The 13,311-nt window shown below is 60.7% G+C and carries 14 protein-coding genes; 8 read left to right on the top strand and 6 right to left on the bottom strand.

Annotated features, from left to right (window positions below; translation table 11 throughout):
* The first annotated feature begins 8 nt into the window (after positions 1-8).
* A complete protein-coding gene (locus V8J83_RS06550; protein WP_339984694.1) occupies positions 9-890 on the top strand; it encodes an MBL fold metallo-hydrolase in 882 nt (293 codons plus the stop codon).
* Between the two features lie 142 nt (positions 891-1,032).
* Here the strand turns inward: V8J83_RS06550 and V8J83_RS06545 are convergent, their stop codons facing one another.
* A complete protein-coding gene (locus tag V8J83_RS06545) occupies positions 1,033-1,740 on the bottom strand; it encodes a hypothetical protein (protein ID WP_339984692.1) in 708 nt (235 codons plus the stop codon).
* Between the two features lie 143 nt (positions 1,741-1,883).
* Complete coding sequence (xth, locus tag V8J83_RS06540) at positions 1,884-2,666, bottom strand: exodeoxyribonuclease III (RefSeq protein WP_339984690.1); 783 nt, start codon at positions 2,664-2,666, stop codon at positions 1,884-1,886.
* Positions 2,667-2,813: 147 nt separating this feature from the next.
* Here xth and V8J83_RS06535 point away from each other — a divergent pair, with 147 nt between their 5' ends.
* Positions 2,814-3,209, top strand: coding sequence for a hypothetical protein (locus V8J83_RS06535; protein WP_339984688.1), 396 nt, complete (start codon positions 2,814-2,816; stop codon positions 3,207-3,209).
* Here the strand turns inward: V8J83_RS06535 and V8J83_RS06530 are convergent.
* The gene (locus V8J83_RS06530; protein ID WP_339984686.1) at positions 3,206-3,592 is read right to left on the bottom strand and encodes a SpoIIAA family protein; all 387 of its coding nucleotides are present in this window, start codon (positions 3,590-3,592) and stop codon (positions 3,206-3,208) included. The genes V8J83_RS06535 and V8J83_RS06530 overlap by 4 nt on opposite strands.
* Positions 3,593-3,683: 91 nt before the next feature.
* On the bottom strand, positions 3,684-4,898 hold the full coding sequence (locus tag V8J83_RS06525) for an acyl-CoA dehydrogenase (protein ID WP_339984684.1): 1,215 nt from the start codon (positions 4,896-4,898) through the stop codon (positions 3,684-3,686).
* A 181-nt stretch (positions 4,899-5,079) separates the two neighbouring features.
* On the opposite strand from V8J83_RS06525, the gene V8J83_RS06520 reads away from it, so the two are divergent.
* The 4 genes from V8J83_RS06520 to V8J83_RS06505 are packed head-to-tail and all read left to right on the top strand — an operon-like array spanning position 5,080 to position 8,629.
* Positions 5,080-5,988, top strand: coding sequence for an NAD(P)H-dependent flavin oxidoreductase (locus V8J83_RS06520; RefSeq protein ID WP_339986013.1), 909 nt, complete (start codon positions 5,080-5,082; stop codon positions 5,986-5,988).
* Entirely contained in the window at positions 5,989-7,224 is a 1,236-nt protein-coding gene (locus tag V8J83_RS06515; RefSeq protein ID WP_339984682.1) for an acyl-CoA dehydrogenase family protein, read from the top strand. It begins immediately after the preceding gene.
* Positions 7,221-8,228, top strand: coding sequence for a phosphotransferase family protein (locus V8J83_RS06510; protein WP_339984680.1), 1,008 nt, complete (start codon positions 7,221-7,223; stop codon positions 8,226-8,228). The genes V8J83_RS06515 and V8J83_RS06510 overlap by 4 nt, the downstream gene beginning before the upstream one ends.
* Positions 8,225-8,629: a PaaI family thioesterase gene (locus tag V8J83_RS06505; RefSeq protein WP_339984678.1), complete on the top strand. Its 405-nt coding sequence runs from the start codon at positions 8,225-8,227 to the stop codon at positions 8,627-8,629. The genes V8J83_RS06510 and V8J83_RS06505 overlap by 4 nt, the downstream gene beginning before the upstream one ends.
* 95 nt (positions 8,630-8,724) lie before the next feature.
* Here V8J83_RS06505 and V8J83_RS06500 read toward each other — a convergent pair whose 3' ends face one another.
* Positions 8,725-9,924, bottom strand: a complete 1,200-nt coding sequence (locus V8J83_RS06500; protein ID WP_339984676.1) for an FAD-binding domain-containing protein — start codon at positions 9,922-9,924, stop codon at positions 8,725-8,727.
* 128 nt (positions 9,925-10,052) lie between these two features.
* Here V8J83_RS06500 and V8J83_RS06495 point away from each other — a divergent pair, with 128 nt between their 5' ends.
* Both V8J83_RS06495 and clpX read left to right on the top strand, forming a co-directional pair.
* Complete coding sequence (locus V8J83_RS06495; protein ID WP_339984674.1) at positions 10,053-10,673, top strand: ATP-dependent Clp protease proteolytic subunit; 621 nt, start codon at positions 10,053-10,055, stop codon at positions 10,671-10,673.
* Positions 10,674-10,826: 153 nt separating this feature from the next.
* The gene (gene clpX, locus V8J83_RS06490) at positions 10,827-12,092 is read left to right on the top strand and encodes an ATP-dependent Clp protease ATP-binding subunit ClpX (protein ID WP_339984672.1); all 1,266 of its coding nucleotides are present in this window, start codon (positions 10,827-10,829) and stop codon (positions 12,090-12,092) included.
* Positions 12,093-12,258: 166 nt separating this feature from the next.
* Here the strand turns inward: clpX and V8J83_RS06485 are convergent, their stop codons facing one another.
* Entirely contained in the window at positions 12,259-13,224 is a 966-nt protein-coding gene (locus tag V8J83_RS06485) for a GT-B fold glycosyltransferase domain-containing protein (protein ID WP_439649753.1), read from the bottom strand.
* Positions 13,225-13,311: the final 87 nt, after the last annotated feature.

Genomic DNA, 13,311 nt, shown 5'->3' with positions numbered 1-13,311 from the left:
AGGGTGAGATGGATTATCCGGTTGATATGGGCGTGCGGCCCAAAGTGACGGGCTTTTTCGACGAGGCCACCAACACGATTTCCTACGTGGTGCAGGAACCCGATGGCCCGGCCTGCGCGGTGATCGATACGGTGCTTGATATCGACTATTCGGCGGGGCGGATCACACATGGAAGTGCCGATGAGATCATCGCCTTTGTGCGTGAACACGGGCTTGAGGTGGCTTGGGTGATCGAGACCCATGTGCATGCCGATCACCTGTCTGCGGCGCCGTATATTCAGCAGGAATTGGGCGGCAAGATCGGGATCGGCGAAAAGATCGTCGAGGTGCAGGAGGTTTTCGGCAAGGTCTTCAATGAGGGCACCGAGTTCCAGCGCGACGGCTCGCAATTCGACGCCCTGTTCCGCGATGGCGACACCTACGAGGTGGGCGCGATGACGTGTTTTGCGATGGCCACGCCCGGCCATACGCCGGCCTGCATGGTCCATGTGGCGGGCAACGCGGCGTTCGTGGGGGACACGTTGTTCATGCCCGACGGCGGATCGGCGCGGTGCGATTTCCCGGGCGGGGATGCGGGGGAGTTGTACGACTCGATTCAGAAGGTGTTGAGCCTGCCCGACGAGACGCGGTTGTTTATCTGCCACGATTACGGCCCCGGCGGGCGCGCGATTGCGTGGGAGACGTCTGTGGCCGAGGAGCGCGAGCGGAATATCCATTTGGCGGGGGGCACGTCGCGCGAAGAGTTCATCCGGCTGCGTGAGGAGCGGGATGCGACGCTGGCGATGCCGAAGCTGATCATTCCGTCGTTGCAGGTGAATATGCGGGCGGGGGATATTCCGACGGATGGGGAAGGGCGGCCTGTGTTGAAGGTGCCGTTGAACGGGTTGTGAGGGTTTTGCGGTTGGCGGGGAGACGCTCGGCCTTTGGGCCATCGCCCCTCCCGCCGTCCCGTTGGGGGGGAGCCTCAGCGAAGAACGGGCGTTATGTTAGTTCCCGCACGCACATGGGAAACCGAGAAGTCATAGTACCCGCTCAATTCCAGGTGGAGCGACCATTGACTGAGACCGAGTGAAATGTCCCATCAGAATAAAGGTACACATATGGTCCCCAGCTCGTGAGCGCCCCCCAGTCAAAGAGGGAATTCAAGATGGTCGGTCGATGTTCATAATATTGTTCGCGCGACCATGCCGCATAAATCGCGAAAGATCGCGGCGGCAGTTCGTCCCGCGCAAGGGTGATACCGCCCCACTCCACAATCCCTCCGTGCTGCATGCCAACTGCTTCAATCCATCCAAGTATTAAAGCCGCTTGATCAAGCGTCGAGAAAATTCTGTGGAAACGAACAAATGAGGGAGAAGAGCCAAATTGACTCCAGTCGACAGCGAGGAGATCGACCACGTCTCCCTGAACGGCTTCATCAAGAAGGCAACTTCGCGCGTCGGGATGGCGTAGAATTGGCCTGCGGAATTGGTCCCATCTAGGGTGTTCTTCGTCCATGATCTTGTTCGAGAATACAAAAGGCATATCGTCTTGATGGGTCAAAGCCTCAAGCGGAACAAGGCATTGCTCGGGTCCACATGCGATCGGCGCGGCGGTGTCTGGGCTAATGTCTTGTCCAAAACCAGACGCCGCGCTTGCCAGAACCGCCGCGAAAGTTGCGACGGCCTGGAGCACAAGCCGAGAAAGAAATGACGATTTATTGTCAGATCCAATACCCATTACAAACCGATCAATAGCCATTAAGAGACACGAGAATAGGGCTAAAATTTAACACACCCGTATCGACCCATAACCCGTATTATGGTTTTTCAATGTATGTGCCACACCACGCCAGCGCCGTGGGGCACGGTTGATCCACATGACGGGCCGCTTTTGTGATGCCCTCACGCCGCCAGGTCAATCCACACCGGGACATGATCAGAGGGCTTTTCGCGGCCGCGGACGTCCTTTTCGATCCAGCAGTCACGCAGGAGGTCGGCGGCTTCGGGCGAGAGCAGGTGGTGGTCGATGCGGATGCCGTCGTTGCGGTCCCATGCGCCGGCTTGGTAATCCCAGAAGGAATACATGCCGGGGGCTTGGTTGCGGGCGCGGAAGGCTTCGGTGAAGCCAAGGGACAGGAGGCGGCGGAAGGCGGCGCGGCTGTCGGGGCGGGCCAGCGCGTCTTCTTGCCAGACTTCGGGGCGGGCGGCGTCTTCGTCTTGGGGGATGATGTTGTAGTCGCCCGCCATCACCAGCGGCGTTTCCTGGGCCAGAAGGGTCTGGGCGTGGGCGTGCAGGCGGTCCATCCAGGCCAGTTTGTAGTCGTATTTTGGGCCCGGGGCAGGGTTGCCGTTGGGCAGGTAAAGGCCGCAGAGGCGGACGGGCGTTGTGTCGCCCATCACGGTGGCCTCGATCCAGCGGGCCTGTTCATCGCTGTCGTCACCGGGCAGGCCGCGGGTGACGTCCTCAAGGGGCAGTTTCGACAGGATCGCGACGCCGTTGAAGCCCTTCTGGCCATGGGTTTCGACGTTGTATCCCTTGTCCTCGAACATCTCGCGCGGGAAGCCTTCGTCGACGGATTTGATCTCTTGCAGAAGAGCCACGTCGGGTTGGGCCTCGTCGAGCCAATCGCTCAGCGCGCCGATGCGCGCCTTGACGCCGTTGATGTTGAAAGTCGCGATTTTCACTGTGCTCTCCCCGGTTCATGCCCTTTTGCCCGGTTCGCGGGGCGATGCCAAGCGGGGCCTTGCCGATCGGAATTCCCCGCACCAATTGGGTTTTGCTGCACTGCCGCATCAGTTAGAGCATGGGCGAAGAAGCTCGCGAGGTGAGATATGTTCAAATTCCTGTTTGGCGGAAAGAAAACGCCGGAAGCCGTGCCGGAGACGGATCGGGAGCAGTTCAAGCGGCTCACAACCGACCTGAATGCGTTGATTGACACGTTGGCCGTCAAGCCGAAGGTGACGCTCGACCCGGCGACGGGGCGCATCGAGTTGGAGGAGCCGGAGCAATTCGCCGACGAAGCCCTCGCCCTGCCCGCGCCGGAACCGCAAAACGCGGCAGTGCGTCAAGCCGAATCGGCACCGGAGGCAAAGACTGCGGCAGAGGCGGGCGACAAGGGCGCTCAAGGCGATGGCGTTGCGGCCACGCATGTGTCGGTGCCGACCCCTCCGAAATCCAATCCGCAACCCAGTCCGCCCCAGCCGCGTGTGCCCGAGGCCCGCTCCTAAGCGGGGTCGGCGCCGGTCTTGAGCCAGGCGCGGGCGCTGGCCTCGTCATTGAAGTTGCGGATCTCGTAGCCGGGGATCAGGGCGCTTTCGAGGGTGGCCGCGCTGCGGAACAGTTGATTGTGGCTGACGAGTGCCGCGCGGTCGAGCTGGTGCAGCATGGCCATCATCTGCGGCCAGTGGCGTAATTCGACCCCGATCGCGCCAAGCGTCGGCCATTCCGCACCCTCGTCGATCATCAGCACATCGCCGTGGGCCATGCCCTCCATCTCGGTCGACATCTGTTGCAGGGCGACCTCCATCAAGGCCGCGTCAATGCGACCCGAGATGGCGATACGCAAGCTGTTTGGGCCTTCGCGGGTCACTTCGAATTTGGGATCTGACATCTGCTATCCTCCTCGGCTTGTGTGCACGGAGTATAACACGGATGACGCCTGCGCGCCTTGATGCCCATCAAATCTGCGGCGCTGGCGGGGTTTAGAAAAACGCCTGAAGCCCGGTTTGCGCCCGTCCCAGGATCAGGGCGTGCACATCGTGCGTGCCCTCGTATGTGTTGACCGTCTCCAAGTTCTGCGCATGGCGCATGACGTGGTATTCGGCCATGATCCCATTGCCGCCGTGCATGTCGCGGGCTTGGCGGGCGATGTCCAAGGCCTTACCGCAATTGTTGCGTTTGATCAGGCTGATCATCTCGGGTGCTGCGGCCCCGTCATCCATCAGGCGACCGACGCGCAGGGCGGCTTGCAGGCCAAGGGTGATCTCAGTCTGCATGTCTGCGAGCTTCTTCTGGAACAGCTGCGTTTGCGCCAGGGGGCGACCGAATTGCGTGCGATCCAGGCCGTATTGCCGGGCGCGGTGCCAGCAATCCTCGGCCGCGCCCATCGTGCCCCATGCAATGCCGTAGCGGGCGCGGTTTAGGCAGCCGAACGGACCTTTCAGGCCTTCGACCCCGGGCAGAAGCGCGTCTTCGCCGACCTCGACAGTGTCCATCACAATCTCGCCGGTGACAGAGGCGCGGAGGCTGAGCTTGCCGCCGATCTTCGGGGCAGAGAGACCTTTCATGCCTTTCTCAAGAACAAAGCCGCGGATCTTGCCGCCATGGGCCTCGGACTTGGCCCAGATAACAAACACATCGGCGATTGGGGAGTTGGAGATCCACATCTTCGCGCCGTTCAGGACATAGCCGTCGTCGGTCTTCTTGGCGGTGGTTTTCATGCCCGCAGGGTCCGAGCCCGCGTCCGGTTCGGTTAGACCGAAACAGCCGATCTTGGTGCCAGCGGCGAGGCCGGGAAGGTATTTTTGGCGTTGTTCTTCCGTGCCGTAGGCGTGGATCGGATACATCACGAGCGACGATTGCACCGACATCATGGAGCGGTAACCACTGTCGACCTGCTCGACCGCGCGCGCGACAAGGCCATAGGTGACATAGCCCGCGCCAAGACCGCCATAGGCGTCGGGGATCGTGGTGCCGAGCAGGCCCATCTCGCCCATTTCGGCGAAAATCTCGGGCGAAACATGTTCGTCGAGATAGGCGTCGGTCACACGCGGAAGCAACTTGTCCTGCGCGAAAGTGGCCGCACTTTCCGCGATCATGCGCTCTTCTTCGGTGAGTTGGCTTTGCAGGTGGAACGGGTCGGCCCAGTCGAACGGGGCAAGGGAAGGTCCGGTGTGGCGCGTCTGACCGTCGGGCATGGGTCTCTCCTCGTGTCTTTGGGGCCGAGTCTGCGGCCACGGGCGGCGATTGGCAAGGGCGACGACTTGCCGCTTGGGCGCGGGCGGGCTAGCGTTTGCCCGGTTGGAGGGGCGCATCGTGACAGGCAGAGAATTACCCAAGGTTTTGAGCGGTTTGCGCCTTCCGGTGGTGGGCAGCCCGATGTTCATCGTGTCGGGGCCGGAGCTTGTGATTGCGCAATGTTGCGCGGGGATCGTGGGGTCTTTCCCCGCGCTCAATGCCCGCGAGGCGGAAGGCGATCCGGTGATGTTGGAGGTCTGGCTCAAGCGGATCACCGAGGCATTGGACGCGTGGAACCAGGCCAACCCAGACACGCCCGCGGCCCCATTTGCAGTGAACCAGATCGTACATCGGTCTAACACGCGGCTGGAGCGGGATCTTGAGATTTGCGCGAAATGGAAGGTTCCGATCTGGATCACGTCGCTCGGTGCGCGGGTCGAGGTGAACGAGGCCGCGCATTCCTGCGGTGGGATCGCGCTCCATGATGTGATCAACAACAGCTTTGCGAAGAAGGCGATTGATAAGGGGGCCGATGGCTTGATCGCGGTTGCGGCGGGGGCGGGTGGCCACGCAGGGCCGCAATCGCCGTTTGCACTGGTCGCAGAAATCCGGGAATGGTTCGACGGGCCGCTGTTGCTCAGCGGGTCGATCGCGACGGGCGGCGCGGTGCTGGCGGCCCGCGCGATGGGGGCGGATCTGGCCTATGTCGGCTCGCCCTTCATCGCGACGGAAGAGGCCAACGCGATGCCCGACTACAAACAGATGATTGTCGACGGCGGCGCGGAAGACATCGTGACATCTGCTTTGTTTACAGGTGTTTCGGGGAATTACTTGAAGCCGTCTATCGCGGCGGCGGGATTGGACCCGGACGCTTTGCCAAGCGCGGATGCCGCGTCGATGAATTTCGGCGGCGGGTCGTCAAAACCGAAGGCCTGGAGCCAGATCTGGGGCTCGGGTCAGGGGATCGGAGCGGTAAAGTCGGTCGAACCGGTGGCTGCATTGGTGGACCGGTTGGAGCGCGAGTATCGCGCCGCACGGGAGGGATTGTAGATGGATTTGGGTGTCTCTGAACGGGTGAAGCCGCTGATCGAAGCGGTTCGCCGCATGGTGCGCGACGAGATTGCGCCGTTGGATGGGGAATATCATGCGGAGGTCGGCAAGCATCCCTCGGGGGATCGTTTTGCGATGACGGACCGGCAGGTGGAGATCCTCAAGTCCTTGAAAGAAAAGGCCCGTGCAGAGGGGTTGTGGAATTTCTGGCTGACGGAGTCGGAGCGAGGCTTTGGCCTGTCGACGGTGGAATATGCCTATCTGGCGGAGGAGATGGGGGCGGTGTCGATCGCGCCGGAGATCTTCAATTGCAACGCGCCCGATACTGGCAACATGGAAGTGCTGGAACGGTACGGGACGGCTGAACAGCGGGCGCGCTGGCTTCCGGACCTGATGGAAGGGCGCACACGGTCCGCATATCTGATGACGGAGCCGCAAGTCGCGTCCTCCGATGCCACGCAAATCTCATTAGAATGCGAACGACGAGGTGAAGAATACATCCTAAACGGCGAGAAATATTGGGCAACTGGCGCCGGTGATCCGCGCTGTATGCTATATATCGTGATGGCCTGTACCGATCCGGAAGGACCCAAACACGCCCGACACACGATGCTGTTGGTGCCCTCCGACAGTCCCGGAATCGAAAAACTCCGCCCGATGGAGGTGTTCGGCCACGACGACGCGCCCCATGGGCACATGCATATCCGCTTCACCGACGTGCGCGTCCCCGCCGAGGCGGTGGTTCTGGGCGAGGGGCGCGGGTTCGAAGTGGCGCAGGGACGGTTGGGGCCCGGGCGTATTCACCATTGCATGCGCGCCATTGGTCGTGCCGAGTATGCCCTTGAATTGATGGTCAAAAGGGGACTTTCGCGCGAAGCATTCGGCAAGCGCCTGGTCGATCTGGGGGCGAATTATGACATCATTGCCAACGCCCGGATGGAGATCGAGATGTCGCGCCTTTTGTGTCTGAAGGCTGCGTGGATGATGGACAATTCGGGCGTGCGCGCGGCGCAGCCCTGGATTTCCAAGGTGAAGGTCGTGGCGCCTCTGATGGCTTTGAAGGTGGTGGACGAAGCGATGCAGATGTTCGGGGCGACGGGCTTGAGCCAGGACACCCCCCTGGCGCGACTTTATTGCGATCTTCGCACGCTGCGACTGGCGGATGGACCCGATGCGGTGCATCGCCGGCAGGTGGCGCGCGCGGAACTGCGCAAGTATTCCAACGCAGCGTCATGAGCCTTGATTTCGCGCGGTTGGGACCCTGGCTCGAGGAAAATGTCAGGCTGCAAGGCCCTCATAAAGCGACGAAATTCTCCGGTGGGCAATCGAATCCCACATACCTGGTTGAGGGCGCGTCGGGCGCGGTCGTTTTGCGTCGCAAGCCGCCGGGAAAGCTGCTGAAATCCGCTCATGCAGTGGACCGGGAGTTCCGGGTGCAACGCGCACTCGCGACATCCGAGGTGCCGGTGGCCGATGTGCATGCGTTGTGTGAAGACGAAAGTGTGATCGGCGCGACCTTTTACGTCATGGAGCACATCACCGGACGCGTTTTCGATGACCCGCGACTGGGTGGTGTGGATAAGTTGGAAAGATTGATATACTGCAAAGAGATAGGGCGCGTTCTTGCGGCAATACATTCGGTTGATCTGACGGCAGTGGGCCTTACGGATTATGGACCCTCGGGGAATTATTTCCGACGGCAAATCGACCGCTGGTCTGGGCAATATCGGGCGAGTGAAACGCAACCGATCGCCGCGATGGACCGCCTGATGGTGGATCTCGACCGGACCTGCCCCGAGGATGATGGCCGCGTGACGCTGGTCCATGGCGATTACCGCATCGACAACCTGATGTTCGATACACAAGCGCCGCGGGTGCGGGCGGTTTTGGACTGGGAATTGTCGACGCTCGGCCATCCGTTCGCCGATCTGGCCGGTGTGATCATGCAATGGCAAATGCCACCCGGTGATCAGGGACGCGGCCTTCGCGGCGTCGATCGCGCGGCGCAAGGACTTGTTTCCGATGAGGAATTCGTTGCCGCCTATTGTGAACGGATGGGTATCGCGCGGATTGATAACTTTGGCTTTTATGTTGCGTTTTGCTTCTTTCGCATGGGCGCGATCCTGCAAGGCGTGGCGAAGCGCGCCCTGGATGGCAACGCTTCGGACCCGGAGCGCGGGCGCAAACTTGGCGCGTTCGTGCCCCTTTACGCGGAGGCGGGCTTGGAGGCCTTGGGATGAGTTTCGACCCGGATCTGAACGAAGAACCCTACGCTTTGGAGGCGCATCTGGGGTATCGGCTGACCGCTTGGTCCGAAGGCGAAGCGATGGTTGAACAGCCGCTATTGCCGCATCTGACGAACCGGCAGGGCCTTCCCCACGGAGGGGTGCACGCAACGCTTCTGGATACGGCGATGGGCTATGCGGGGTGCTACACAGGCGATGCTGAGGTCAGGCAAATGGCGCTGACGCTTTCGTTGAACGTGAACTACTTGTCGCGCCCCAAGGGGACGCGATTGATCGCAACAGCGCGCAAGACGGGCGGTGGAAAATCGACCTTTTTCGCCTCGGGGGAGGTGCGCGACGACTTGCGGGAGCTCATCGCGACCGCAACGGGCGTTTTTCGCTATCGAAAGCGGTAGTTATCCACAGTTTTGCCGTCCAGAAATTGAATAATTAGAATGCAAAAAATGGATCAGCTTCCCGAAGTAGCCAAATAATCACCTTTTTCGAACCTCTATTCAGTTTCGGCACCTAGTTTGGCGACCAAATCCGGAATTGTCTTCTTGAACCGGAAAAATCCGTGCGTTGCATGGGGCCAGGCGGCGTTATCCCAGGTGCGGCGCACCTCGGTCAGGGTGATCCCCTCGGCATCGAGACGTTTGCGCAGCGATCTTAGGCTCGACCCGGCGGGGCCGACCGGCGCGAAGGGGGCAGCGACCTGTTCCAACCCCTGCGTCACGGCCCACTCCGCGATCTTATCCACAGACGTTTCAATCGGTCCACGCGCGCCGAAGCGATCCTGCCATCGATCCACCGTGTCGGCCGCGGCCTGATCGACAAAGCCGAGGATTTTCGCGCTGACCGTTCCGGGCGAGCGGCGGGCGGGCGACAGAAGGGCCGCGGCCGCGACTGGCGCATCCGGCAAGGCCTCGAGGAGAAATTTCGGAGACAGGTCATCTTCGTGCAGCAAGATGCCGGTGCGCAGACCGGGTTGAACCTCGCCCGGATCGCGCAGCGCCCGACGCTCGGGATGGGGCGGGCCGGACAGCGGGTCGGCCTGCGTGTTCAGGCGCCACTCGGGGTTATGGCGTCCTTCGGTATATTTCGAGATGTTGGACGACCGCGCGATGTAGTGTTTGCCGGGTGTTTGCAGCCCCGCGACCCAACGCCAGCTGAGCGTATTTGACGCGGGATCCCCGTCAAGCAGGTGGCGCATGAAGAAATCCGCCCCGGCCTGCCACGGCAGTTCGAGGGTGAAAATCCAGATCGAGGCGAACCACATCCGGGCGTGATTGTGCAGATACCCGGTTTCGACCAACTCCTGCGCCCAGGCGTTGAACGCGTCGATGTCGGTTTGCCCGGCCTCTGCCGTTGCGACATGAACATCCTCATCCAACATGTTGACCGCATTGGCATAATCGGCCCAGATCTGCGGCCGCAGTTCAAGCCAACCCTTCCAGTAGCTGCGCCAGCAAACTTCTTGTATGAATTTTTCCGCACTGCTCAGCGAGTAACGTCCCAGCACCGCTTCGCAGACCTCCGCTTCGGTGAGCAGGCGGTGGCGCAGGTAAGGAGACAGCTGACTGACATGCGGATGCCCCTTCTCCGGCAGGTCGTAATTGCGTCCAGTCGCGTAATCCCGCCCGGCCCTCGGAACGAAGGACGACAGCCGGGAGAGGGCTTCAAGGCGGGTCGGGGGGAACAACTCGGTCATGGCAGGGCGAATTATTCCTAAGGCCAGGATAATCAACCGCAGCGAATTCGACCCGACCTGCCCTTGCAGGCCCACGGGGGCGGACATAAGACTCACTCTCGAAACGCGACACGTGAGAGGCAGGCACGATGCAAGATCCGATTGAGACGTATAACAACCTCGTTCCCATGGTGGTCGAACAGACCAGCCGTGGCGAGCGCGCCTACGACATCTTCAGCCGTCTGCTGAAAGAGCGTATCATTTTCGTCAATGGCCCGATCCATGACGGTATGAGCCACCTGATCGTGGCGCAGCTTTTGCACCTTGAGGCGGAGAATCCGTCCAAGGAAATCAGCATGTATATCAACTCGCCCGGCGGTGTGGTGTCGTCCGGTTTGTCGATCTACGACACGATGCAATACATCAAACCCGCCGTCTCGACCCTTGTGGTCGGGCAGGCGGCATCGATGGGGTCGATCCTGTCGGTGGGCGGCGCAAAGGGCATGCGGTTCAGCCTGCCCAACAGCCGGATCATGGTTCACCAGCCCTCGGGCGGGTATCAGGGTCAGGCCACGGACATCATGATCCACGCGCAGGAAACGCAGAAAATCAAAGATAAATTGATCGGTATTTACGAAAAACACACCGGTCAGAGTACAAAAGACATCTTTGAGGCTCTGGAACGCGACAATTTCATGTCGCCGGAAGAAGCAAAGGCATGGGGCCATATCGACGAAATCGTCGAAAACCGGACTGCGGACGAGGGCTGAGGCGCTCGCGCATCCGTGTAAGACGGAGCGGGATTGTTCCGGAATTTGCGATTGTGGCCCGGGCGGGGCTGTTCTAGGCTTGCCCAAACTCGGGTCCAGCACCGACCCTGAAGGGGCCATTCCGCCCCTGATGGCGCGCACGAGGTAGACGAGATGGCAAGTAACTCCGGCAACGATTCCAAGAACACGCTGTATTGTTCGTTCTGTGGAAAAAGCCAGCACGAAGTCCGCAAACTGATCGCGGGCCCGACCGTATTCATCTGCGATGAATGCGTCGAATTGTGCATGGATATCATCCGCGAAGAAACGAAATCGGCGGGTTTGAAATCCGAAGACGGCGTCCCGTCCCCGAAAGAGATCTGTGGTGTGCTGGACGATTACGTGATCGGTCAATCCCACGCCAAGCGCGTGCTGTCGGTCGCGGTGCACAACCATTACAAACGCCTGAACCATTCCGGGAAATCCGAGATTGAACTGGCGAAGTCGAATATCTTGCTGATCGGGCCCACGGGTTGCGGCAAGACGCTTCTGGCGCAAACGCTCGCGCGCATCCTCGATGTGCCGTTCACCATGGCCGACGCAACGACGCTTACCGAGGCGGGGTATGTCGGGGAAGATGTCGAAAACATCATCCTCAAATTGCTCCAGGCCTCCGAATACAATGTGGACCGGGCGCAGCGCGGCATCGTCTATATCGACGAGGTCGACAAGATCACGCGCAAGTCCGACAACCCTTCGATCACGCGCGACGTTTCGGGCGAAGGGGTGCAGCAGGCGCTTCTGAAGATCATGGAAGGCACCGTGGCCTCTGTGCCGCCGCAGGGTGGGCGCAAACATCCGCAGCAGGAATTCCTGCAAGTGGATACGACGAACATCCTGTTCATCTGCGGCGGTGCATTCGCGGGCCTCGACAAGATCATCGCGCAGCGCGGCAAGGGAAGTGCCATGGGCTTCGGGGCCGATGTTCGCGACCCGGACTCGAAATCGGTCGGCGAATACTTCAAGGACCTCGAACCTGAGGATCTGCTGAAATTCGGCCTTATTCCCGAATTCGTCGGGCGCTTGCCGGTGATCGCGACCTTGGAAGACCTTGATGAAGATGCGCTGGTCACCATTTTGACCCAGCCGAAGAACGCGCTGGTCAAGCAATACCAACGCCTGTTCGAGTTGGAAGATGTGGAGTTGACCTTCACCGAAGATGCGTTGAGTGCGATTGCAAAGCGCGCGATCGAACGCAAGACCGGGGCACGTGGCCTCCGCTCCATCATGGAAGACATCTTGCTGGATACGATGTTTGACCTGCCGGGCGCCGATGGAGTTGGCGAGGTCGTCGTGAACGACGACGCCGTGACCTCCGAGGCGCAGCCGCTGATGATCTACGCGGAAAAGGCGAAGGAAGAACCTGCCAGCGCGGGGTAAGATCGCGCGCTGATCTCAGAGGCGCTTTCGGTGTTGATCTGCACTGGGGCCACCCTGCTTATGTTGGGTGGTCTTTTCGTGCGCGACCGCCGGTATTCATTTACTTCGCTTTTTCGGGCGCACGACAGCGGCAACCCGGTTGTGCGGTTGTTGTTCGGTGTGGCGATCAACGCAGCCAGAGCTTCTCGCGTTTCAGCGTGTTTCGGATTGCCTGTTCACGGCGGGGCAGGTTGGCACGGTCGAACAGCGCACGGGCCTTCTGGCCTTTGCCGTGGTAGATCATGCGCTTCATCGGCTCATACCCTTTGAGCACCTTCTTGATCTTGTTGGGGGCCGTGACCGCTTCGAGCGTATCGACCACGTGCTGTCCCTCGCGCGCATAAAGCAGCGGCAGGAACCGGTAGTGGCACGTGGTGTTCCCATCGAGCCACCCGACTTGCAGCGCGTCCCGCCCGCCCCCGAATGAGTGGATCACAAGCGGTAGCGCAACCTGGTCGAGCCAGGGATCGAGGGTTTGGCAGACGATCTCGGCCGGGCCATGATCCCGGATCGTGGTGGCGTAGTCGGCGAATTTCTGGCCGAAGGCGTGGGGGCAGGTGTAGTAGAAGAAACCGGCGTTGAAATAGAGGTAGCGGCGCCAGTGCTCGTCGGGCTGCGAGAGGTCGAGCGAGCTTTCGAAATCGAGGTCGAACAGGTCGTAAAGGGCTGACCATATGGCGGTGTAGCCCGGACCATAAAGCTCAACCTTCGGCCACGTGCCCTCGACCCGCAGGCTGGCGGAGGGTTTGGCGAAATCGAACGGAACCTCGGTCAAATCCCCCATCACCAGCGTGTCGGTGTCAAAGAACACGAACGGCTCACCCTTTGGCAGGGCGCTTAACGCTTCTATCTTGTTGCCATAGGGATAGCTCTCGCCGAAGTGCTTGTTTTCGAACGGAAGTATCTCTGCTCCAAGGTCTGACAAAAGCGCGCGCACGGCTGGATCAGCGATCCGGGGGTCGCGGGACCAACAGCCATTCGGCTGCGGCTCGGCCACGAACAGGCGGCCCGAAAAGCCGGGGTTGGCCGCCCGGAACGAGGCCACAAACAGCGCCGCTTCGTATTGCAGGCGACCGTTCTGGCCAACGATCATAACGTTGAAAGGGCGCGTTTCTGGCGGTTTCGCCATCGAGTTTGTCCGCTGCTCGGTCTTTCGCACGACTATAGCGGCAATTCCCGT

This window comes from Gymnodinialimonas ulvae, assembly GCF_037543845.1.
Lineage (GTDB): Bacteria > Pseudomonadota > Alphaproteobacteria > Rhodobacterales > Rhodobacteraceae > Gymnodinialimonas > Gymnodinialimonas ulvae.
Note: the sequence above shows the minus strand (reverse complement) of the source record. Positions and strands in the feature narration are given on the sequence as shown.

Coding starts and splice junctions, on each gene's coding strand:
- V8J83_RS06525 (WP_339984684.1), bottom strand. CDS start 4,898: ATGCCCGACGGTCAGACGCGCCACACCGGACCTTCCCTTGCCCCGTTC.
- V8J83_RS06520 (WP_339986013.1), top strand. CDS start 5,080: ATGTTCATCGTGTCGGGGCCGGAGCTTGTGATTGCGCAATGTTGCGCG.
- V8J83_RS06545 (WP_339984692.1), bottom strand. CDS start 1,740: ATGGCTATTGATCGGTTTGTAATGGGTATTGGATCTGACAATAAATCG.
- clpX (WP_339984672.1), top strand. CDS start 10,827: ATGGCAAGTAACTCCGGCAACGATTCCAAGAACACGCTGTATTGTTCG.
- V8J83_RS06505 (WP_339984678.1), top strand. CDS start 8,225: ATGAGTTTCGACCCGGATCTGAACGAAGAACCCTACGCTTTGGAGGCG.
- V8J83_RS06535 (WP_339984688.1), top strand. CDS start 2,814: ATGTTCAAATTCCTGTTTGGCGGAAAGAAAACGCCGGAAGCCGTGCCG.
- V8J83_RS06515 (WP_339984682.1), top strand. CDS start 5,989: ATGGATTTGGGTGTCTCTGAACGGGTGAAGCCGCTGATCGAAGCGGTT.
- V8J83_RS06550 (WP_339984694.1), top strand. CDS start 9: ATGGATTATCCGGTTGATATGGGCGTGCGGCCCAAAGTGACGGGCTTT.
- V8J83_RS06485 (WP_439649753.1), bottom strand. CDS start 13,224: ATGATCGTTGGCCAGAACGGTCGCCTGCAATACGAAGCGGCGCTGTTT.
- V8J83_RS06530 (WP_339984686.1), bottom strand. CDS start 3,592: ATGTCAGATCCCAAATTCGAAGTGACCCGCGAAGGCCCAAACAGCTTG.
- V8J83_RS06495 (WP_339984674.1), top strand. CDS start 10,053: ATGCAAGATCCGATTGAGACGTATAACAACCTCGTTCCCATGGTGGTC.
- V8J83_RS06500 (WP_339984676.1), bottom strand. CDS start 9,924: ATGACCGAGTTGTTCCCCCCGACCCGCCTTGAAGCCCTCTCCCGGCTG.
- V8J83_RS06510 (WP_339984680.1), top strand. CDS start 7,221: ATGAGCCTTGATTTCGCGCGGTTGGGACCCTGGCTCGAGGAAAATGTC.